Genomic DNA, 19,402 nt, shown 5'->3' on the forward strand with positions numbered 1-19,402 from the left:
TTGCCGACCCTCTGGCCAGTCCGATCCCGAGCCATACGACACGATGCACGCGACCAGCCACAAGAAGACCGCCTCCCGTCTGCTCGGCTACATCGCCCCCCACAAGGCCGAGTTCGGTGGCGGGGTGGCGTGTTTCTTCATTGCGGCGACGTTCGAGCCGGCGATTCCGGCCTTGCTCAAGCAACTGCTCGATCAGGGCTTCAGCGGATCCAGCCAGTTCCCGGTGTGGCTGCTGCCGGTGATCGTGATCGGGCTGTTCGTGATCCGCGGGCTGCTGTCGTTTGCCGGGACCTACCTGTTCGGGTCATCGACATCCAAGGCCGTGTTCTCGCTGCGCAACGACCTGTTGCGGGCGGTCGTGGGGGCGGACGCGAGCCTGTACAACTCGCTGAGCCCGGGCGTGGCCGCGTCGCGGGTGATCAACGATCCGAACTCGACCATGGCCTCGCTGTCCGGTGCGGTCATCACCGTCTTGCGCGACGGCACGACGCTGATCGCGATGCTGGGCTATCTGTTCTATCTGAACTGGAAGCTCACGCTGATCACCTTCGCCATCGCGCCCGCGCTGGCCTATGTCGTGCGCAAGGTGCAAAAGCGGGTGCTGCGGCTGGGCGGTCAGGCCTATGAGTCCCAGATCCGGCTGATCGGGATCGTCGACGACATCATCCGGGCGTGGCGGGTGGTGCGCACCTTCGACGCGGGCGAGTTCGAGCAGAAGCGCTTCCGTCAGGAGGCCCAGCACTACCGGCGCATGACGCTCAAGAGCATCGCCGCCGGCGCGACGATGACGCCGCTGACGCAGACGGTCGCCAGCTTCGGCGTCGCGCTGATCCTGACGCTGGCGCTGATCGAGGCCAACCAGGGCCAGGCGACGGTGGGTGACTTCATCGCCTTCATCACCGCGATGCTGATGACGATCTCGCCGATGAAGCACCTGACGGACGTGACACAACCCATCATCGGCGGGCTGATCGGCGCGAAGGCCTGCTTCGACCTGATGGACACGCCGCCCGAGCCCGACCACGGCACGCGCACCTTGCCCGACCAGCCCGCCGGCGACCTGAAGTTCGCGCAGGTGACGGTGCGCTACCCGGGCAGCGAACAGTCCGCGCTGGCCAGCCTGAACCTGCACATCCGACCCGGCCAGACCATCGCGCTGGTCGGACCGTCTGGCTCGGGCAAGACGACGGTGATCAACACGCTGCTGGGCTTTGTCGCGCCGACCGAGGGTCAGGTGTCCTTCGACGGCATGGACCTGCAGGACATCCGCAAGACCTCGCTGCGGCGGCAGTTCGCGGTGGTGTCGCAGGACATCGTGCTGTTCGACGGCTCGGTGGCCGACAACGTCGCCTACGTCCTGCCCAAGGATCCGGCGCGGATCGAACAGTGCCTTCGGGCGGCCAACCTGTGGGGCTTCGTCGAGCGCATGCCCGAGGGCGTCGAGACCCTCATCGGCAGCAATGGCAGCCGGCTGTCGGGCGGCCAGCGCCAGCGTCTGGCGATCGCCCGGGCGCTCTACAAGGACGCGCGGATCTGGGTCTTCGACGAGGCCACGTCGGCGCTCGATTCCGAGTCGGAACGGGCGGTGCAGCAGTCGATCGAGCAGCTGCAGGGCGAGAAGACGCTGATCCTGATTGCGCACCGGCTGAGCACCGTGCGCAACGCCGACTGCATCTACGTGCTGGGCGACGGTCGCGTGCTGGAGGCCGGCAGCCACGACACCCTGATCGCCAGCAACGGCCTGTACGCCAACATGGTCAAGGCGCAGGCGATCACCTGAAGCGATCCCGCTGACACGCGATCCTCGAACGAAAAAGGCCGGCTTCAAGCCGGCCTTATTCATCGTCGCAGGGACCTTCAGGCGCGCAGTTTGTGGGTGTCAGCCGCCAGTTGGGTGATGCGGGCCCAGTCACCGGACTTGACCGCGTCGGCCGGGGTCAGCCAGGAGCCGCCGCAGACCTTGACGTTGGGCAGCGCCAGGAACTGCGGCGCGGTCTCCAGCGTGATGCCGCCGGTGGGGCAGAACACGACGTCGTGGAAGGGGCTGGCAAAGGCCTTGAGCAGGTTGACGCCGCCGACCGCCGTGGCCGGGAACAGCTTGAGGAAGCGGTAGCCGTCGGCGTTGGCCATCATGACCTCGCTGGCGGTCGACACGCCCGGCAGCAGCGGCAGGCCGATGTCCAGGCAGGCGCGACCGATCTCGGGGGTGTAGCCCGGGCTCACGGCGAACTGGCAGCCGGCGTCCTTGGCGGCCTGTGCGTCGGCGATCGAGCGCACCGTGCCGGCGCCCACGATGGCATCGGGCACCTCGGCAATCATGGCCCGGATGCAGGCCAGTGCGGCGGGGGTGCGCAAGGTCACCTCCAGCACCTTGACCCCACCGGCGACCAGCGCGCGCGCCAGCGGCACGGCGTCCTCGACGCGGTCGATGACGATGACGGGAATGACAGGGCCGTGCTGGACCAGATCGAGCGTGTTCATGGGCAGGTTCCTCGTGTTGTCGGATAAAGCGGTGATCCGTGGCGGTCAGGTCACACAGGGCTAGGCCGGGCCGGGCTGAGCCCGGGCCTTGGGGTGGCATCAGAGCCAGCTGATCGCGCCTTCCTCGGCGGTGGCAACGTTGCGGCGCAGGCCGGCGAACAGCTCGCGGCCGAGGCCGTGGCCGGCGTCGTCGGCCAGCGCGTCCGAACGGGTCTCGATCGTGCGCGCGGCCCAGGTGGCGGCGTCAACGAGGGCGTCGAGCGTGCCGCTGACCGCATCGACCCGCACCACGTCACCAGTGCGGACCTTGCCGAGCGGACCACCGCCGAGCACCTCGGGGCTGACGTGGATGGCGGCCGGCACCTTGCCCGAAGCACCGCTCATGCGGCCGTCGGTGACCAGCGCGACGCGGAAGCCGCGGTCCTGCAGCACCGCCAACGGCGGCGTGAGCTTGTGCAGCTCGGGCATGCCATTGGCCTTGGGACCCTGGAAGCGCACGACGGCGACGAAGTCGCGTTCGAGCTCGCCCTTCTTGAAGGCGACGTGCAGGGCGTCCTGGCTGTCGAAGACGATGGCCGGGGCCTCGATGACGTGGCGGTCTTCCGGCACCGCGCTGACCTTCATGACGCCACGGCCCAGGTTGCCCTGCAGCAGCTTCAGGCCACCGGTGGCGCTGAACGGCACGGCGGCCTTGCGCACGATGGACTCGTCGCCCGATTCGGTCGGCAGCGGCGCCCAGGCCAGCGCGCCGTCCGCGCCCAGTGCCGGCAAGGTGCCGTAGGCGGCCATGCCACCGTCGGCCACGGTCATGACGTCGCCGTGCAGGCAGCCGCTGTCGAGCAGCTCGCGCAGCACGAAACCGGGGCCACCTGCGGCCTGGAACTGGTTCACGTCGGCCTTGCCGTTGGGGTAGACGCGGGCCAGCAGCGGCACATGGGCCGACAGGTCGGAGAAGTCGGTCCAGTCGATCAGGATGCCGGCCGAGCGGGCCACCGCCACCCAGTGGATCAGGTGGTTGGTCGAGCCGCCAGTGGCCAGCAGGGCGATCATGGCGTTGACGATGCAGCGCTCGTCGACCAGCTCGCCGATGGGGGTGTAGCGCTCGCCACGGCGCAGCTTGAGCACCTGGCGGACGGACTCGCGGGTGAGCTGTTCGCGCAGTTCGGCATGCGGGTGCACAAAGGCCGATCCGGGCACGTGCAGGCCCATGGCCTCCAGCAGCATCTGGTTGCTGTTGGCGGTGCCGTAGAAGGTGCAGGTGCCGGCGCCGTGGTAGGCGGCCGACTCGGCTTCGAGCAGCTTGTCGCGCCCGACCAGGCCTTGTGCGAACTGTTCGCGGACCTTGGACTTGTCGCTGTTGGACAGGCCCGTGCTCATCGGCCCGGCGGGCACGAAGACACAGGGCAGGTGGCCGAAGTGCAGCGCGCCGATCAGCAGGCCGGGCACGATCTTGTCGCACACACCCAGCAGCAAGGCGGCATCGAAGACGTCATGGGTCAGGCCCACGGCGGTGGCCATGGCGATGGTGTCGCGCGAGAACAGACTCAGCTCCATCCCGGGCAGGCCCTGCGTCACGCCGTCGCACATCGCCGGCACGCCACCGGCAACCTGGACGGTGGCACCGAGCCGGCGGGCCTCGTCGCGGATCACGGCCGGGTAGCCCTCGTAGGGCTGATGGGCCGACAACATGTCGTTGTAGGCGGTGATGACGCCGATGTGGGGCGCCTTCTCGGCCACGACGCGGAACTTGTCCGAGCCGGGCAGCGCAGCGAAGGCGTGGGCGACGTTGGCGCAGCCCATGCGGTCGGCACCGCGGTCGCGCTGGGCGATCGCTCGGGTGCGGGCGAGGTAGGCCTCGCGGGTGACACGGCTGCGCTCGCGGATGCGCGCGGTGATGTCGCTGATGGGCGCAATGACGGTGGACTTCATCGGTGGCTGGCGGCTGGATACGGGGCGGAGGGACCCGGGCTCGGTGGGGATCCGGGCATGAAACCGACTGGTCCATTAGAACGAAACTAAGTTACATCGTCAAATCAAGGGACGTCCGAAAGGTCTCCGGCGACACTCGTGGCGTGAGCGCGCGAGACCTTCTTTCGACCCTTGCCGTGCCCAGTCAGGCGCAGGTCTGGCGGGACGTCCAGGCGCGTCTGGCCAGCGGACAGGGCTTCTGGGTTTACGCCTACGGGTCGCTGATCTGGAAGCCGGCCTTCGAGCCCTTGCAGGCCTTGCCGGCAAGGGTCTGGGGCCACCACCGCGCGCTGCGCATGCGTTCCTTGCGCGACCGTGGCACGCCACAGCGCCCCGGGCTGGTGTTTGCGCTGCTGCCCGGCGGCTGCTGCACCGGGGTGGTCCAGCGCGTGCCGGACGATCAGGCCGAAGCGGTCTTCGAGACCCTCTGGCAACGCGAGATGGAAGGCAGCCCTTACCGACCACACTGGCTGCGCGCCCGCACCGGCAACGGCCCGGTCAGCGCCCTTGGCTTCACACTGCCAGGCCAGAGCGAGCGCCATGCCCGCGAACTGGGCGAGGCCGAACTGCTCGACATCCTGCGTCATGCCTGCGGCCGCCATGGCAGCACGCTGGACTACTTGCTCGACACCGCCCGGGCCCTGCAGCAGCACGGCATCCATGACCCGCAGGTCCAGGCGCTGGTCGCGATGGCGCGGCGGCATGGCCTGCACCGCGCGGACGCCGGGCGCTGAGCGCGCGGCGACGCACAGCTCAGACGTCGGCCGCCGGTTCGCCCTGCAAGGCGCGGGCGGCTTCGAGGTCACTGCGGGTGTCGATGTCGACCAGCACGCCGGGGTCGTCGACGTCGATGCCGTGGGCCGGGTAGCGGGCCACCAGACGACGCGCGCCCTCGTCGCCGGTCAGGCTGATCAGTTCGGTGTAAAGCTCAGGCGAGAAGCCCACCGGATGGCCACGCCGGCCGCGGTGCTGCGGATAGACGATGGCGTACTGGCTCATCGCTTGAGCCACCTTGCGCAGCGTGGCGGGGCGCAGCAGCGGCATGTCTCCGGGCAGGACCAGCCAGCCACGCGACTGCGCGCGCGCAGCCACGCCACTGGCGATGGTGTAGCCCATGCCGAGCGGCTCGCCGGTGTAGGAGCCGACGGGCGGCAGCAGCACGATGTCGCGCGCCGCGATGACCTGTTGGGCCTGCGCCACCAATGGCGCGGTTGTCACCAGCACCATCGGCAGGCCGCTGGCCACGACACATTCGAGGGTGGACTCCAGCACCGTGCTGGCACCGAAGGGCTGGGCCAGCTTGTGGCCCTCGCCGTCAAAGCGCTGGCCACGGCCGGCGGCCACGACCACCACGGTCGGTAAGTTGCGATCTGTGGTCATGGTGCTGAAACGCCGTGACAGACCTCGCGGGCAAGCCGCAACGTCCGGCACACGCGGTCTTCCCTGATGCGTGCGGTCATGTCTGCCTTGTGGTCCACGGATATGGCAACCGGTTCTGGCCAACATGTCCGTTGGGTTCTCACTGTGCGCGCCGTACCCAATCTGTCGGAAGTGGTGTGTTCACTTAGGGGCAAGTGCTAGGCGGACAAAGGGGCCAAAAGCAGGTTCACGGCCGGGCCGGCGTCCTAGCCTGCAACGGGACTGCGGCGGTCCCGCGACGGCATCGTTTGCAGGTCCGATCCCGGCCCTGCCATGGCGGAACAACGCTTCCTATACTGGATCGCATGAAGCCCATCGCCGATCTGCGCAAGTCCTACGAACAGGGCGAACTCGACGAGGCGGCCGCCGCGTCGCGCCCGCTGCAACAGTTTGAGCAATGGCTCGAACATGCCTTGGCCGCCGGCATCCCGGAACCCAACGCGATGACGCTGGCCACGGTCGGTGCCGATGGCAGGCCGTCGACCCGCATCGTGCTGATCAAGGGTTGCGACGAGCGCGGCATCGTCTGGTACACCAACTACGACAGCCGCAAGGGCCGCGAGCTGGCCGGCAACCCGTTTGCAGCGCTGCAGTTCCACTGGGTCGACCTGGAGCGGGTGGTGCGCATCGAGGGCCGCGTCGAACGGGTCAGCGCCGAGGAGTCGGACGCCTACTACGCCTCGCGCCCGCTCGATTCGCGGCTGGGCGCCTGGGCCTCGCCGCAGAGCCAGGTGATCGCCTCGCGCGCGGTGCTGGTCAAGGACGCCGCGCTGGCCGCCGTCCAGCACGGCCTGAACCCGCCACGTCCGCCGCACTGGGGCGGCTTCCGGCTGGTGCCCGACCGGTGGGAGTTCTGGCAGGGCCGCAAGTCGCGCCTGCACGACCGGCTGGTCTACCGCCACGACCCGGCCGCCGAGGCGACCGGGCACTGGGTGCGAGAGCGCCTGGCGCCCTGACGGTCATTCCTCGCGCTGCAGGCGGGCAAAGACCTTGCGGAACTTGGCCAGCTTCGGCGCGATGACGTGGGCGCAGTAGCCCTGGAACGGGTGCTGCTCGTAGTAGCGCTGGTGGTAGTCCTCGGCCGGCCAGTAGTTGGTCTCCGGGACCAACTCGGTGACGATGTCTGCCTGCCAGGCCTCGGCCGCCTCGCGGATCACGCCGCGAGCCACGTCGACCTGGTCGGGGGTGTGCCAGTAGATGCCCGAGCGGTACTGCGTGCCGACATCGTGGCCCTGCCGGTTCGGCGTGGTCGGGTCGTGGACCGCGAAGAAGACCTGCAGCAGTTCGCTCAGGCTGACCTGTTGCGGGTCAAAGCGCAGCCGGATCACCTCGGCATGGCCGGTGTCGCCCCGGCAGACCGCCTCATAGTCAGGCCGCTGGACATGGCCGTTGCAGTAGCCGCTCTCGACCGCGAGCACACCGCGGACCTGCAGGAAGACGGCTTCGGTGCACCAGAAGCAGCCACCGCCGAGCGTGATCGTCTGCGGGGAGGTCGTGCCGGCGGCGACGTCGGGCGAGGCAACGGGTGCGGGATCGGTCATCGGTCAGCTCCATGTGTTCGTGGGGGTGGCAGGCACTGGGTCGGTGTTCGGGGCCAAACCTTGCAAGCAGGGGCGTCACACTTTCCAGCCGCGCCTCTGCAGATGCCTGCCAGCGCTGCCATCTTCGCCCAGCCCGCCCGACCCTTGCCCGCCCATGCTCGACCTGATCGCCGCAGACCTCAAGCCCATCCTGACCGCCCTGGCCTTGCCACCCACCAGTCCGATCCTGTTCGGCGCGTCGGCACTGCTGCTGCGCCGACGCTGGCCCCGGCGCAGCCTGGCCATGCTGTGGCTGTCGCTGGCGCTGATGTGGCTGAGCGCCTGCGGCGTCACCGCCTTGTGGCTGCAGGACCGGGTGCTGCAGCCGCCGCCGGCCCTGGGCGCCGATGCGCGCGAGCGCCTGCAGGCCAGCGCCCGGTCGGCCGATGACATCGCGATCGTCGTGCTGGGCGGTGGCCGGCACGCCAGCCTGGCGGCCCTGGACGGCGCCGGCGGCCTGACCGAACACGCGCTCGAACGGCTGCGCCATGGCGTCTGGCTGCACCGCCAGACAGGCTGGCCACTGGCCTACAGCGGCGGCGTCGGCTGGGCCCAGCGCGACGGCCCGAGCGAGGCGGCGATCGCATCGCGCATCGCCCGCGAGGACTTCGCGCTGCCCCTGCGCTGGACCGAGGACCGCTCGCGCGACACCCGCCAGAACGCCGCTGCGACCGTCGCGCTGCTGCGCGCGGCTGGCGTGCGTCAGATCGTGCTGGTGACCCACGCCTCGCACATGCCGCGTGCGCTGCGGGCTTTCCGCGAGGCGGCGTCGGACCTGCCGGTGACGCCCGCGCCGGTCGGGCCGGTCGTGGCCGAGGAACGGGCGGTGCTCGACCTCTTGCCCAGCGCCACGGCGGCCCGCCATGTGCATCTGCTGCTGCGGGAATGGCTGGGCCTGTGGGTCGGCGCCTGAGGCAGCCGGCGGGACAACGGTCGCCCCAGAAAGCAGTTGGCCCGCCGCGAACCAGGGTTCATCGGCGGGCCGGTGGGGGCACAAGGCCGCCCGTCGGGACTCCGGAGGATCATCGTCCGGGGTCCCTTCCGCGCAGAGACTGCGTGGAGGGTAGTGCCTGCCTTCATCGGCAGACGGGTGAACCTTAGCGCCGTCGCCCAGCCGTCGCAACCCAAGCGTGTTGATCGACCGCCGCGCCGTCATCGATGACGCTGAATTGACAGCGCCGACACAAGGTCATCGAACCGTCACCGTGCCGGGCGACCGGCCTGCAGACGTTGCCAAAGGTCATCCATGCGCAGGGACACGTCGCGGTCCATCTCGATGGTCCTGCCCCATTCGCGGTGGGTCTCGCCGGGCCACTTGTTGGTGGCGTCCAGGCCCATCTTGCCGCCCAGGCCGGAGACCGGCGAGGCGAAGTCGAGGTAGTCGATGGGGGTGTGTTCGACCAACGTGGTGTCGCGCACCGGGTCCATGCGGGTGGTGATGGCCCAGATCACCTCCTGCCAGGACCGCACGTCGACGTCGTCGTCGACCACGACGATGAACTTGGTGTACATGAACTGGCGCAGGAAGCTCCACAGCCCGAACATCAGCCGCTTGGCGTGGCCGGGGTAGCTCTTGCGGATGCTGATGACGGCCATGCGGTAGCTGCAGCCCTCGGGCGGCAGGTAGAAGTCGACGATCTCCGGAAACTGCTTCTGCAGGATCGGCACGAAGACCTCGTTGAGCGCCACGCCCAGCACCGCCGGCTCGTCGGGCGGCTTGCCGGTGTAGGTCGAGTGGTAGATGGCGTGCTCGCGCATCGTCAGGCGGTCGACGCGGAAGACGGGGAACCAGTCCTGCTCGTTGTAGTAGCCGGTGTGGTCGCCGTAGGGGCCTTCGAGGGCATGCAGGTAGCCGCCACGCTCGGCCAGCGGCACGCCCGCGTCGCTGAGGCCGGTCCAGCCCGGCTCGGCACACGGGATGTGGCCTTCGAGGACCATCTCGGCGGTCGCCGGCACCTGCAGCTTGAGATCGCCTTCACCGACCGAGGACGCCGCCAGTTCGGTCCGCGCGCCGCGCAGCAGGCCGGCAAACTGGTACTCGGACAGGCTGTCGGGCACGGGGGTGACGGCGCCCAGCGTGGTCGCCGGATCGGCCCCCAGCGCCACCGCGATCGGGAAGGGACGGCCCGGGTTGGCACGGGCGAAGTCGCGGAAGTCCAGCGCGCCGCCACGGTGGGCCAGCCAGCGCATGATCACCTCGCGCCGCCCGATCACCTGCTGGCGGTAGATGCCGAGGTTCTGGCGCAGCCGCGGGCGAGGCACCGACTGCGGCCCGCGCGTGATCACCAGCCCCCAGGTGATCAGCGGCGCGACGTCGCCGGGCCAGCAGTGCTGGACCGGGAGATCGCCCAGGTCGACGTCATCGCCTTCGACGACGACCTGCTGGCAGACCGGGTTGCGCACCAGCGCGGGCTTCATGTCCCAGACCGTCTTGGCCATCTGGAGCAGTCGGCCGGCGTCCTTCAGGCCACGCGGCGGCTCGGGCTCCTTCAGGCTGGCCAGCAAATGGCCGATATCCCTGAGTGAAGCGACGTCATCGGCCCCCATGCCGAGCGCCACCCGCTCGGGCGTGCCGAACAGGTTGGTCAGCACAGGGGTCTGAAAGCGTTTGTGACCCTTACATGGCGTTCGAAACAGCAGGGCCGGTCCGCCGGCACGCAAGACCTGGTCCGACAAGGCCGTCATTTCCAGGTGCGTCGAGACGGAATCCGTCACTTCGAGCAGTTTTTCACGCTTTTTGAGCAGGTCGAGAAAGCCGCGCAGGTCTGGGTACTTCATCACATTTCGGGATAAGAGAGCAAGCTCTCATAGTTGACCGGTTATTTGGACGGTGCATAGAATCCGCCCCGATCCACCGGCTTCGGGTTTGTACCAATCCATCAACCCGAGCCATTCGACCCCTCCGCAGCTGAGCCTTGTGCGCATCGCCGGCTCAGCCACAGCAGTCCGAAGCGGCGGGATTATCGAGGTGTCAGCCCGGCCAGCCCTTCGGCCGTGAGTCGCTGAACACCTCGCCTGAGAAGTGAAAGGAGTGTCATGTCCACATTCCAATCCTGGGCACAGGTGCGCGACGCCTTCCTGGCATCGACGCGTGTTTTTCTGGCCGATCTGGGCCACGGCTTGCTCGCCGTGGGTCACAACAGCCTGGCCGTGCTCGGTCTGGCGGTGCTCAGCGCGGCCTTTGTGGTCGGCGGTCGTGCCGATGTCCGCGGCACCCTTGAAGCGCAGGCGCTCGACTGGCTGCTGCAACGCCAGGAGTCCCGCACGACCGATGCGGGCGACCTGTTCGACCAGGGTGACCTGTCGGCGGTCGACCGCGCCACGGCGGTCGACCCATCCGAGCTGAGCCGTCAGCAGGCGGTGGTCGCGCAATGGCTGTCGCGCCGCTATCGGGTCGCCCCGGAACCGGTGGCGCGGCTGGTGCAGGAATCCTGGAGCCTGGGACGGCGCGTGGGCGTCGACCCGACGCTGATCCTGGCCATCGTCGCGATCGAGTCCAGCTTCAACCCCTTCGCGCAGAGTTCGGTGGGCGCTCAGGGCCTGATGCAGGTGATGACCCGCGTCCATGACGACAAGTACGAGGCCTTCGGCGGCAACCACGCTGCATTCGACCCGCTGACCAACCTGCGCGTGGGCGTGCAGGTGCTCAAGGACTGCATCGCCACGGCCGGCTCGATCGAAGGGGGCTTGCGTCACTACGTCGGCGCCGCCAACCTGACCGATGACGGCGGTTATGCCTTCAAGGTGATGTCCGAACAGGGCTTCATGACGCAGCTGCTGCAAGGCCGCTCGGTGCCGCCAACGGCTCGCCTGCCGGTGCCGCCGGTGGCGACCGCCCAGAACGGCGTGACGGTCGACGCGGCCGCGCCCACCTCGCCCACCGCCGACGTCCGCGTCCCGGCCGGCAAGGCCGCCGTCAAACCGGCTGCGCCGAGCAAGCCGGCCAAGCCCGCCAAGATCGCCGGCCACGACGCCGCCACGAAGCTGGCCCTGGCCCAGTGACCACACCCGCGCCGGACGCGCAGCTCGCGTCCGGCGCGCGGCGCCCGCCCAGGGCCCGTGCAGGGTCGGGAAAACGCCTCCTTCCGCTACACTCCGCCCGCCACGCAACTGGCGTTCAAGGGCCGCGCAACGCGGTTCGAGGTGGGTCACCACCAGGGAGCGTGGACCGCAGCGACTCAAGCTCTTGAGACCTGCCGGTTTCCGCCGTGCGCCTGGGCAACCTCCACCACGTCAGCTCCGTCGACACCGATGCACCGCCATCGGTCGAGCCGATGGACGTTGCCGCCGGTCGAGGGCCTGCAACCCTAGACATCGGACCGCCCCACATGTTTGACCGCGCCACCCACACCCTGGCCGCCATCGATCCTGAACTCACCGCCGCGATGGACGCCGAAGTCGTCCGGCAGGAAGAGCACATCGAGCTGATCGCCTCCGAGAACTACACCTCGCCGGCCGTGATGGCTGCGCAGGGTTCGCAGCTGACCAACAAGTACGCCGAGGGCTATCCCGGTCGCCGCTACTACGGTGGCTGCGAACATGTCGACGTGGTCGAGCAGCTCGCGATCGACCGCGCCAAGAAGCTGTTCGGTGCCGACCACGCCAACGTCCAGCCCAACTCCGGCTCGCAGGCCAACCAGGCCGTGTTCTTCGGCCTGCTGCAGCCCGGCGACACCATCATGGGCCTGAGCCTGGCCGAAGGCGGACACCTGACCCACGGCATGCCGCTGAACATGTCGGGCAAGTGGTTCAAGGTCGTCAGCTACGGCCTGAACGCCCAGGAAGACATCGACTACGACGCGATGGAGCGTCTGGCCCACGAGCACAAGCCCAAGCTCATCATCGCCGGCGCATCGGCCTTCGCGCTGCGCATCGACTTCGAGCGCTTTGCTGCCGTGGCCAAGGCCGTCGGGGCGTACTTCATGGTCGACATGGCCCACTACGCCGGCCTGATCGCTGCGGGCGTCTACCCCAACCCGGTGCCGCACGCCGATGTCGTCACGACCACCACCCACAAGACCCTGCGCGGTCCGCGCGGTGGCCTGATCCTGATGCGCGGCGACGAGATCGCCAAGAAGATCAACAGCGCGATCTTCCCGGGCATCCAGGGCGGACCGCTCATGCACGTCATCGCCGGCAAGGCAGTGGCCTTCCAGGAAGCCCTGCAGCCGGAGTTCAAGGTCTACCAGGAACAGGTCGTCAAGAACGCCGCCGTGATGGCCGAGACGCTGACCCAGCGCGGCTTGCGCATCGTCTCGGGCCGTACCGAGAGCCATGTGATGCTGGTCGATCTGCGTCCGAAGGGTCTGACTGGCAAGGAAGCCGAGGCGCTGCTGGGCCGCGCCCACATGACCTGCAACAAGAACGGCATCCCCAACGACCCGCAAAAGCCGATGGTCACCAGCGGCATCCGCCTCGGCTCGCCGGCCATGACCACCCGCGGCTTCAAGGAAGACCAGGCCCGCCAGGTCGCCAACCTGATCGCCGACGTGCTGGAAGCGCCGAACGACGCGGCCGTCATTGAGCGCGTCAAGGGCGAGGTCGCGCAGCTGACGCGCGATTTCCCGGTCTACAAGTGATGCCCCAGGCACGGCAGCGGCGCGAGTAGTTCCAGCATGCGTTGCCCCTACTGCGCCCACGAGGAAACCACCGTCGTCGAGACCCGCGAGTCCGACGAAGGTGACGCCGTGCGGCGACGCCGCCGCTGCAGTGCCTGCGACAAGCGTTTCACGACCTACGAACGCGCCGAACTCGCGATGCCGGCCGTCGCCAAGAAGAATGGCGACCGACGCGAGTTCGACCGAGAGAAGCTGCGCGCGTCGATGAGCCTGGCGCTGCGCAAGCGCAACGTGAGCGTCGACCTGATCGATGCGGCGATCTCGCGCATCGAGGAGAAGCTGTTCACCAGCGGCTCCAGCGAGGTCACCACCGCGCGCATCGGCGAGCTGGTGATGCGCGAGCTCAAGCGCCTGGACAAGGTGGCCTACGTGCGCTTCGCCTCGGTCTACCGCGAGTTCGAGGACATCGACGCGTTCAGTAAGCTGATCAAGGAAATCTGATCCCCCGGACGCCCCTCCGACGGGGGGGACGTCCGGTGTGCCCTCCCCCGCGCAGGGGACACAGGTTCGCTGCAGGCAGACAGAGACTGGCCCGGTTCTCCACCGAGCGCCCAGCCTGCCATGTCCGCCCTGCCCTGTTTTCGACACCCGACCTGCCCGCCCGGCCTGTCGCCACGAAACGGCCACACGCTGCTGGAGGCGCTGGTCGTGCTGGTGCTGATCGGCGTCCTGCTGTCAGCCGTGTTGCCCGGTTGGACCGAATACCTGGCGCGTCGTCGGGTCGAGGCCGCTTCCTCGCAGTTGCAAGCCGACCTGGCCGAGCTGCGCCACACCGCCGTGGCCCGCGACACCGGCCTGCGCATGACCTTCCGCCACAGCGCCGAAGGCAGCTGCTATTTGATGCACAACGGCGATGCCGCCCTTTGTGATTGCCAGCCCGATGGCCAAGGCGAGCTGATCCCCCGATGCACGGACGGTGCCCACCTGCTGCTGGCGCGAGTCTGGCGGGCCGATGACCTGGTCCTGAGGGCCAACATCACCAGTCTCAGGGCCGATCCGCGCCAAGGGGGCGTCAGCCCCAGCGGCAGCATCGAGCTGCGCGCGGCCGGCCTGCAGCCGCTGCGCCATGTCGTCAACCTGCTCGGACGTGTACGGCTGTGCAGCGTGGTCAGCGATCCGACCTTGCCGGGCTGGCGCGGGCTGTCGACATGCTGACGCGCCGCACCCCAGCCATGTGTCCCGCACCGGTGACGGGCTGGGGCCTGGTCGAGCTGATGGTGGGTCTGGCACTGGCCGGCATCCTGTCCACCCTGGCCTGGCCGGGCTACGAGTCCCAGCTTCAGCGCCTGCGCCGGGCCGATGGCGTGGCGGCACTGGCGCGCCTGCAGCAAGCCCAGGAGCATCACCGCAGCCGTGCCGCCGTCTACGCCGCCGGGCTGGACGACGACGGCCTGGCCTTGCCATCGACCAGCGAGGCCGGCCACTACCGGCTGGCGGTCGGCACCGATGCCGCCAGCGCCGCAGCCGGCTACCGCATCGAGGCGATCGCGGTGGGTCGGCAAGCGGACGACCGGGCCTGCCGTCACCTGGCCGTTGAACTCGACCAGGGCCGGCTGCGCCGTCGGTCCGGACCGGACGGGTCATTGGCCAATGACGCCAGCGACAACCGGCGCTGCTGGGGCCGCTGGTGACACGGCCTTCGCAGCGCCTGCGCCAAATGGCCGGGGGGCTTACGCTGGTCGAACTGCTGGTCGCACTGGCGGTCGGCCTGCTGATCGTTGGCGGTGCGGCCTCGCTGCTGCTGGCGCAGCTCGACCAGCAGCGCCAGCGCCTGGCCGATGCGCGGCTGACGCTGGCCCTGCACGTCGTCGCCGACCTGGCCGTGCGCGAGCTGCGCCGATCCGGCCACTGGGGCCGGGCCGATGACGCCTGGCCCGCCCACGACGAACCGGACGCCACGCGCCCCGCCAACCCGCACGCCGCCCTGCTGCCGCCCGCGCCAGCCTCCTCCGAGGCCGTCACGACCACTGCCCTGCCCGCCTGGAGCTACGGCCGCGCCAGCACCGACCACCCCGACCTGCGTGAAGACCATGCCCGAGATCACGACGAGACCGGCGCGCTTCGTCTCAATGGTTCGACCCACGCGATCGACCTGCGCCAGTCCGGCCCCCAGTTGCTCCCCGGCAGCGGCGACAACTGGCAGGCACTGAGCGATCCGCAACGCCTGCGCCTGTCGAGCTGGCGGGTCACGCGCCGCGACCATGTGATCGACCTGCTGGCCACCTGTCCGACGACCCGTTGCCCCAGCGGCGACCCGCAGTGTCCGCCCCAACGTGTGATCCGCCTGCTGCAACTGGATCTGGCTGGCCAAGACCCAACCGACCCGACCGAGCCGGCCAGGACCCGGCAGCTGAGCCGGCAGGTCCGCGTGCGCAACGACGAGTTGCGTGGCCATTGCCCACCCTGAGCACACCGGACCGCCACCATGCCGCACGCTGGCCCGCCTTCCGCCTGGCACGCCCATCCGACCGCCGCCTTGCCGGCGGTCCAGCGGGGGGCCGGCAGCCTGCCGGTACTGCTGTTGATCCTGCTCGGCTTATTGCTCTACTTGCTGCACAGCCATCAGGCCTTGATCGCACAGACCCGCAGCGTCGCTCGCCTGGCGCAAGGTGCAGCCGCCTTCGAGGCCGCCGAAGCCGGTCTGGCCTGGACGCTGGCCCAGCTCAACCGCCCCGGTGACCCGCAAGGCCGCGCCAGGGACCGTCTGCTGGTCTGGCCCGACCGCGATGGTGGCGCCAGCAGCGTCCTGCCCCGCCACGCCGCGGCCGCCGTGGCCTGCACGCAGGACGACGACACGCCGGGCGGCTGGGCCTGCCACTGGTCGGTCAACGAGACCCAGGCCGCCGCCCCGCCGGAGCCTTCCGCGTCGGCCGACTCGCCCCGCTCACGGCCCGCCTGGCTGATGCAGCTGGTGCCCGGCCCCTTGGCGGAGACGCTGCCGCCGCACCGAAACACCTTGACGCTCAAGGTCACCGGCTGCAGCCATGCGACATCGGCCTGTGGCATGGCCCGGGAAGAGTGGGCCGAAGCCGCAGTCACGCCGGACGCCCGTCGGCACCTGCGCCTGACCTTGGCCCTGCTCGGTGATCTGGTGCTCCCGCCCGACGCCGCACTTTCGGCCGGGGCCCAGGTCAGCCTGGGCCCCGGCAGCCGGGTGGTGCAAGGCGAACCTGGATCAGGTGCGATGGCGATCGAGGCGGGCGGCAACGTCAACCTGTCGCCGGACAGTCGCGTGATCACAGCGCCCGGCCGTCACCACGACGACGCCGTGCGCCACACACAGGCCGGGTTGCAGGATCCTGCCCCGCGCTGGTGGCGCCACTTTCGCGCCTCGGCCAGCCTGATGCGGCGCCTGCCCAGCCTGCGCCATGTCGCCTGCCCGGACGGGGGTTGCGGCGCGGCCGAACTGGCGCAGGCCCTGGTCGACGGCAACCGCGCGGTGTGGCTGGACGGCGCCCTGCGCCTCGACGGTGGCAGCTGGGGCGATGCCGAACGACCGCTGCTGCTGGTGGTCGACGGACCGGTGCGGTTGACGGGTGCGGTGCAGGCCGTTGGGTGGCTGCTGGCCGACGCGCTGGACTGGCGATCCGACGACCCGCCCGGTCTGCCCCGAGGTCGCTGGCAAGGCGCGATCTCGACCTGGGGCGACGCCCGCCTGATTGGCCCGGTCGATCTGGTTCACCGGCCGTCTGTCCTCGCACGAATGCGCGGCGGCGTCGGCACCTGGACCGCCTTGCCCGGCAGCTGGCGCGACCATGGTCCTTGACGCACCCCCACGGCAGCGGCCCGCACGAGGCATCGGCCTGGTGGAGGCCCTGCTGGCCTTGCTGGCCCTGGTCACGGCGCTTGCGACGCTGTGGCGCCTGCAAACGCTGATGCAGGGCAGCAGCGCCCATGAGCGGCAACGCCTGGAGGCCCTGGCAATCGTGCAGTCGCTGCATGAGCAACTGCGCTTCGGCGGCCCGTCCGAGCCTGCGCTTCCCGCCGACAGCCCCTATCTCCTGACCACGCAGGACCTGGCCACCGACATCCCCGGCCTGCGCGCACGGCGCAGTCAGGTGCGCTGGAACGCCTGGCGCGGCCAGCCGGCCGGACTCGCGCTCGACACCTTGATGCCAGCCGATCCCGCGCTGGACCAAGAACTGGCCGGCGCGGTGCTTCTGGACCGGGCTCCTCCGCGCCGGGACCTTGGTGGGCGAGCTCGGCCGACACCTCGCCACGCCTTGATCCCGGCCAGCGCAAGCCCGCTCGGCGACGGCCGCAGCGCCTGGCAACCGCATGCCGGCCTGCCGGCGGTCTGGCTGATCGACGACGCCAGCGGTGCCGTCGTGGCCCGCTGCGGCGGCCTGGCGAGCCGAGTCGATGGCGTCCGGCAGGCCGAAGACTGCATCGCGACCGGCGGCCTGCTGATCGGCGGCGTCGTGCGCTTCGCGACCGACACCGATCACCCCGGCGCCGCCGAGGCCGAATCACCGCTGTCGGCCGCCCTGCCGCTGGACCTGGCGATGCGGCCCGCCGCGTCCGGCGACACCGCGCCGGACGCCGACTGCGGCCATGACGCACCGAGCGCCCTGCCGGTCGACGGTGCGGCCCATCCGCCCGGTGTCGTGCGCTACCTCTGTGTGGTCAGCGGCTCCGGCCAGCCGCCGCGCTGGTCGGGCCGCCTCGAGATCGTCCCGCAGGGCTGGTCGATCGGCCTCGTCAACCGCCCGCCGCCGGCCCCGCCGGTGCGACGGGTCTGTCGCTACAGCGCCGACCATGACCGCAACGGACAGGTCGACCCGGCCGAACATCCGGCGGTCCACCGGGCGGTCGACACCGCGCTGGGCGACCAGAACTTCCTGGTCGTGCGCGCGGGCGCCGCCTGTCCCCGCGATGCGCCCGCCGGTCTGCCGGGCAGCCTGGACATGAACTGGCTGGACGATTCGACCGTGCCGCATCAGCCGCCTTGAAGGCAGCAGGGGTCCGTGAAGGCCGCAAGGGGCCGGCGCCAAACTGGGTTGAAATCGCGCTCCGCCCTGAACGCCACTTCGCCTTTCCGACGCCGCCATGCCGACACCCGCCCAGACGCCCATTGAGACCGTGCCACTGCCGTCACCGCTGCCCGCGCCGATCGCGCTCCAGCCCGTGGCCGGCTTCGACGCGGCCGACCATGCGGCGATGGGCCTGGCGCTGGCACTGGCGGCCTGCGGCTTCGGTCTGACCGAGCCCAACCCGCGGGTCGGCTGCGTCATCACCGATGTGGCTGGCCAGCTGATCGGCTGCGGTCACACGCAACGCGTCGGCGGGCCCCACGCCGAGGTCATGGCCATGCGCATGGCTCGCGCGGCCGGGCACAACCTGGCCGGCGCCACCGCCTACGTCACGCTGGAGCCCTGCGCCCACCATGGCCGCACGCCGCCGTGCGCGGACGCATTGGTCGAGGCCCGGATCGGGCGTGTCGTCGCCGCCTTGACCGACCCCTTTCCGCAGGTCGCCGGACAAGGTCTGGCACGGCTCGCTGCGGCGGGTATCCGCGTCGAACAGGGCCTCGGCGCGGTCGAAGCCCGGGAACAGAACATCGGCTTCCTCTCGCGGGTGCTGCGCCAGCGCCCTTGGGTGCGGCTGAAGGTCGCCGCCAGCCTGGACGGTCGCACCGCGCTGGACAACGGCGCCAGCCAGTGGATCACCGCCGAAGCCGCCCGCACCGACGGCCACGCCTGGCGACGCCGGGCCAGCGCTGTGCTGACCGGCGTGGGCACCGTGCTGGACGACGATCCACGGCTGGACGTGCGCCTGGTCACGACACCGCGCCAGCCGCTGCGGGTGGTGGTCGACGCCCCCTTGCGCACCCCGGTGACGGCACGCCTGCTGGCCGCTCCGGGCGCCGTGCGTGTCTACACCTGCGTGGACGACGCGACGCGCTCGGCCTGGCTGGAACAGGTCCGCCAGCGGCCCGACGCCGCCCCGGTCGAGCTGGTCCACCTGGCGGGCGGACCGAACGGCAAGGTCGACCTGGCCGCGATGCTGGTCGATCTGGCACGCCACGGCGTCAACGAGTTGCACCTGGAGGCCGGCGAGCGGCTGAACGGCTCCTTCGTGCGCGAAGGGCTGGTCGACGAGTTCCTGGTCTACCTGGCGCCCAAGCTGCTGGGCCTGGGTCGCGGCATGTGGCACTGGGGTCCGCTGGCCTCGCTGGACGAGGCCCTCGAACTCGACTGGACCGACGTTCGGCCGGTCGGCGCGGACCTCTGCCTGCGGGCCCGCCCCAAGGGTCGCCTGGCCGGCTGGCACGGCCTCGCGCAGGCCTGAACAGGCCGTCCTGATCGGCCATGCGGGCGGTCCGCGCAGACCCGC

Annotated in this window: 18 protein-coding genes and 1 riboswitch; of the genes, 13 read left to right on the forward strand and 5 right to left on the reverse strand. The window is 70.1% G+C overall.

The window, feature by feature from the left end:
• The first annotated feature begins 43 nt into the window (after positions 1-43).
• The gene (gene msbA / locus EV685_RS04975) at positions 44-1,780 is read left to right on the forward strand and encodes a lipid A export permease/ATP-binding protein MsbA (RefSeq protein WP_130480822.1); all 1,737 of its coding nucleotides are present in this window, start codon (positions 44-46) and stop codon (positions 1,778-1,780) included.
• A gap of 77 nt (positions 1,781-1,857) precedes the next feature.
• On the opposite strand, the gene EV685_RS04980 is transcribed toward msbA, so the two are convergent.
• Together EV685_RS04980 and edd are read right to left on the reverse strand one after the other, a co-directional pair.
• Entirely contained in the window at positions 1,858-2,481 is a 624-nt protein-coding gene (locus EV685_RS04980; RefSeq protein WP_130480823.1) for a bifunctional 4-hydroxy-2-oxoglutarate aldolase/2-dehydro-3-deoxy-phosphogluconate aldolase, read from the reverse strand.
• A gap of 99 nt (positions 2,482-2,580) precedes the next feature.
• Positions 2,581-4,410: a phosphogluconate dehydratase gene (gene edd, locus EV685_RS04985; protein ID WP_130480824.1), complete on the reverse strand. Its 1,830-nt coding sequence runs from the start codon at positions 4,408-4,410 to the stop codon at positions 2,581-2,583.
• 176 nt (positions 4,411-4,586) lie between these two features.
• On the opposite strand from edd, the gene EV685_RS04990 reads away from it, so the two are divergent.
• Complete coding sequence (locus EV685_RS04990; protein WP_242615424.1) at positions 4,587-5,183, forward strand: gamma-glutamylcyclotransferase; 597 nt, start codon at positions 4,587-4,589, stop codon at positions 5,181-5,183.
• 19 nt (positions 5,184-5,202) lie between these two features.
• Here the strand turns inward: EV685_RS04990 and EV685_RS04995 are convergent, their stop codons facing one another.
• Positions 5,203-5,829 (reverse strand): nucleotidyltransferase family protein, encoded by a 627-nt coding sequence (locus tag EV685_RS04995; protein WP_130480825.1) that lies wholly within the window; start codon positions 5,827-5,829, stop codon positions 5,203-5,205.
• A 344-nt stretch (positions 5,830-6,173) separates the two neighbouring features.
• On the opposite strand from EV685_RS04995, the gene pdxH reads away from it, so the two are divergent.
• Entirely contained in the window at positions 6,174-6,824 is a 651-nt protein-coding gene (gene pdxH, locus EV685_RS05000) for a pyridoxamine 5'-phosphate oxidase (protein WP_130480826.1), read from the forward strand.
• A gap of 3 nt (positions 6,825-6,827) precedes the next feature.
• Here the strand turns inward: pdxH and msrA are convergent, their stop codons facing one another.
• Positions 6,828-7,409: a peptide-methionine (S)-S-oxide reductase MsrA gene (msrA, locus tag EV685_RS05005; RefSeq protein WP_130480827.1), complete on the reverse strand. Its 582-nt coding sequence runs from the start codon at positions 7,407-7,409 to the stop codon at positions 6,828-6,830.
• Positions 7,410-7,563: 154 nt separating this feature from the next.
• Between msrA and EV685_RS05010 the strand changes: the two genes are divergently transcribed.
• Positions 7,564-8,361, forward strand: coding sequence for a YdcF family protein (locus tag EV685_RS05010; RefSeq protein WP_130480828.1), 798 nt, complete (start codon positions 7,564-7,566; stop codon positions 8,359-8,361).
• 287 nt (positions 8,362-8,648) lie between these two features.
• On the opposite strand, the gene EV685_RS05015 is transcribed toward EV685_RS05010, so the two are convergent.
• Positions 8,649-10,226 carry a UbiD family decarboxylase domain-containing protein gene (locus EV685_RS05015; RefSeq protein WP_130480829.1) on the reverse strand — a complete coding sequence of 526 codons (1,578 nt, stop codon included), beginning with the start codon at positions 10,224-10,226 and terminating at the stop codon, positions 8,649-8,651.
• A gap of 258 nt (positions 10,227-10,484) precedes the next feature.
• On the opposite strand from EV685_RS05015, the gene EV685_RS05020 reads away from it, so the two are divergent.
• The 9 genes from EV685_RS05020 to ribD all read left to right on the forward strand — a co-directional run bounded on the left by EV685_RS05020 (position 10,485) and on the right by ribD (position 19,357).
• Positions 10,485-11,450: a transglycosylase SLT domain-containing protein gene (locus EV685_RS05020; protein ID WP_130480830.1), complete on the forward strand. Its 966-nt coding sequence runs from the start codon at positions 10,485-10,487 to the stop codon at positions 11,448-11,450.
• Between the two features lie 94 nt (positions 11,451-11,544).
• A riboswitch (ZMP/ZTP riboswitch) is annotated at positions 11,545-11,675 on the forward strand.
• Between the two features lie 101 nt (positions 11,676-11,776).
• Positions 11,777-13,027, forward strand: a complete 1,251-nt coding sequence (gene glyA / locus EV685_RS05025; protein ID WP_130480831.1) for a serine hydroxymethyltransferase — start codon at positions 11,777-11,779, stop codon at positions 13,025-13,027.
• A gap of 36 nt (positions 13,028-13,063) precedes the next feature.
• Positions 13,064-13,507: a transcriptional regulator NrdR gene (gene nrdR, locus EV685_RS05030; protein WP_130480832.1), complete on the forward strand. Its 444-nt coding sequence runs from the start codon at positions 13,064-13,066 to the stop codon at positions 13,505-13,507.
• 120 nt (positions 13,508-13,627) lie between these two features.
• The gene (locus tag EV685_RS05035) at positions 13,628-14,221 is read left to right on the forward strand and encodes a prepilin-type N-terminal cleavage/methylation domain-containing protein (RefSeq protein WP_130480833.1); all 594 of its coding nucleotides are present in this window, start codon (positions 13,628-13,630) and stop codon (positions 14,219-14,221) included.
• A gap of 17 nt (positions 14,222-14,238) precedes the next feature.
• Positions 14,239-14,697 carry a type IV pilin protein gene (locus tag EV685_RS05040; RefSeq protein WP_165396711.1) on the forward strand — a complete coding sequence of 153 codons (459 nt, stop codon included), beginning with the start codon at positions 14,239-14,241 and terminating at the stop codon, positions 14,695-14,697.
• Between the two features lie 26 nt (positions 14,698-14,723).
• Positions 14,724-15,473 (forward strand): hypothetical protein, encoded by a 750-nt coding sequence (locus EV685_RS20560; protein ID WP_165396712.1) that lies wholly within the window; start codon positions 14,724-14,726, stop codon positions 15,471-15,473.
• 18 nt (positions 15,474-15,491) lie between these two features.
• Positions 15,492-16,832 carry a hypothetical protein gene (locus tag EV685_RS05050; RefSeq protein ID WP_130480836.1) on the forward strand — a complete coding sequence of 447 codons (1,341 nt, stop codon included), beginning with the start codon at positions 15,492-15,494 and terminating at the stop codon, positions 16,830-16,832.
• Positions 16,822-18,018 (forward strand): hypothetical protein, encoded by a 1,197-nt coding sequence (locus tag EV685_RS05055; protein WP_130480837.1) that lies wholly within the window; start codon positions 16,822-16,824, stop codon positions 18,016-18,018. Before EV685_RS05050 ends, EV685_RS05055 begins: the two co-directional genes overlap by 11 nt.
• A gap of 97 nt (positions 18,019-18,115) precedes the next feature.
• Entirely contained in the window at positions 18,116-19,357 is a 1,242-nt protein-coding gene (ribD, locus tag EV685_RS05060) for a bifunctional diaminohydroxyphosphoribosylaminopyrimidine deaminase/5-amino-6-(5-phosphoribosylamino)uracil reductase RibD (RefSeq protein ID WP_420820804.1), read from the forward strand.
• The last annotated feature ends 45 nt before the right edge of the window (positions 19,358-19,402 follow it).

Source organism: Sphaerotilus mobilis (genome assembly GCF_004216565.1).
In the GTDB taxonomy this organism is placed as follows: domain Bacteria; phylum Pseudomonadota; class Gammaproteobacteria; order Burkholderiales; family Burkholderiaceae_C; genus Sphaerotilus; species Sphaerotilus mobilis.

What these genes read in the sequence shown, in the direction of transcription:
- msbA (WP_130480822.1), top strand. Translation starts at nt 44, where the DNA reads ATGCACGCGACCAGCCACAAGAAGACCGCCTCCCGTCTGCTCGGCTAC.
- EV685_RS04980 (WP_130480823.1), bottom strand. Translation starts at nt 2,481, where the DNA reads ATGAACACGCTCGATCTGGTCCAGCACGGCCCTGTCATTCCCGTCATC.
- edd (WP_130480824.1), bottom strand. Translation starts at nt 4,410, where the DNA reads ATGAAGTCCACCGTCATTGCGCCCATCAGCGACATCACCGCGCGCATC.
- EV685_RS04995 (WP_130480825.1), bottom strand. Translation starts at nt 5,829, where the DNA reads ATGACCACAGATCGCAACTTACCGACCGTGGTGGTCGTGGCCGCCGGC.
- pdxH (WP_130480826.1), top strand. Translation starts at nt 6,174, where the DNA reads ATGAAGCCCATCGCCGATCTGCGCAAGTCCTACGAACAGGGCGAACTC.
- msrA (WP_130480827.1), bottom strand. Translation starts at nt 7,409, where the DNA reads ATGACCGATCCCGCACCCGTTGCCTCGCCCGACGTCGCCGCCGGCACG.
- EV685_RS05010 (WP_130480828.1), top strand. Translation starts at nt 7,564, where the DNA reads ATGCTCGACCTGATCGCCGCAGACCTCAAGCCCATCCTGACCGCCCTG.
- EV685_RS05015 (WP_130480829.1), bottom strand. Translation starts at nt 10,226, where the DNA reads ATGAAGTACCCAGACCTGCGCGGCTTTCTCGACCTGCTCAAAAAGCGT.
- EV685_RS05020 (WP_130480830.1), top strand. Translation starts at nt 10,485, where the DNA reads ATGTCCACATTCCAATCCTGGGCACAGGTGCGCGACGCCTTCCTGGCA.
- glyA (WP_130480831.1), top strand. Translation starts at nt 11,777, where the DNA reads ATGTTTGACCGCGCCACCCACACCCTGGCCGCCATCGATCCTGAACTC.
- nrdR (WP_130480832.1), top strand. Translation starts at nt 13,064, where the DNA reads ATGCGTTGCCCCTACTGCGCCCACGAGGAAACCACCGTCGTCGAGACC.
- EV685_RS05035 (WP_130480833.1), top strand. Translation starts at nt 13,628, where the DNA reads ATGTCCGCCCTGCCCTGTTTTCGACACCCGACCTGCCCGCCCGGCCTG.
- EV685_RS05040 (WP_165396711.1), top strand. Translation starts at nt 14,239, where the DNA reads ATGTGTCCCGCACCGGTGACGGGCTGGGGCCTGGTCGAGCTGATGGTG.
- EV685_RS20560 (WP_165396712.1), top strand. Translation starts at nt 14,724, where the DNA reads ATGGCCGGGGGGCTTACGCTGGTCGAACTGCTGGTCGCACTGGCGGTC.
- EV685_RS05050 (WP_130480836.1), top strand. Translation starts at nt 15,492, where the DNA reads ATGCCGCACGCTGGCCCGCCTTCCGCCTGGCACGCCCATCCGACCGCC.
- EV685_RS05055 (WP_130480837.1), top strand. Translation starts at nt 16,822, where the DNA reads ATGGTCCTTGACGCACCCCCACGGCAGCGGCCCGCACGAGGCATCGGC.
- ribD (WP_420820804.1), top strand. Translation starts at nt 18,116, where the DNA reads ATGCCGACACCCGCCCAGACGCCCATTGAGACCGTGCCACTGCCGTCA.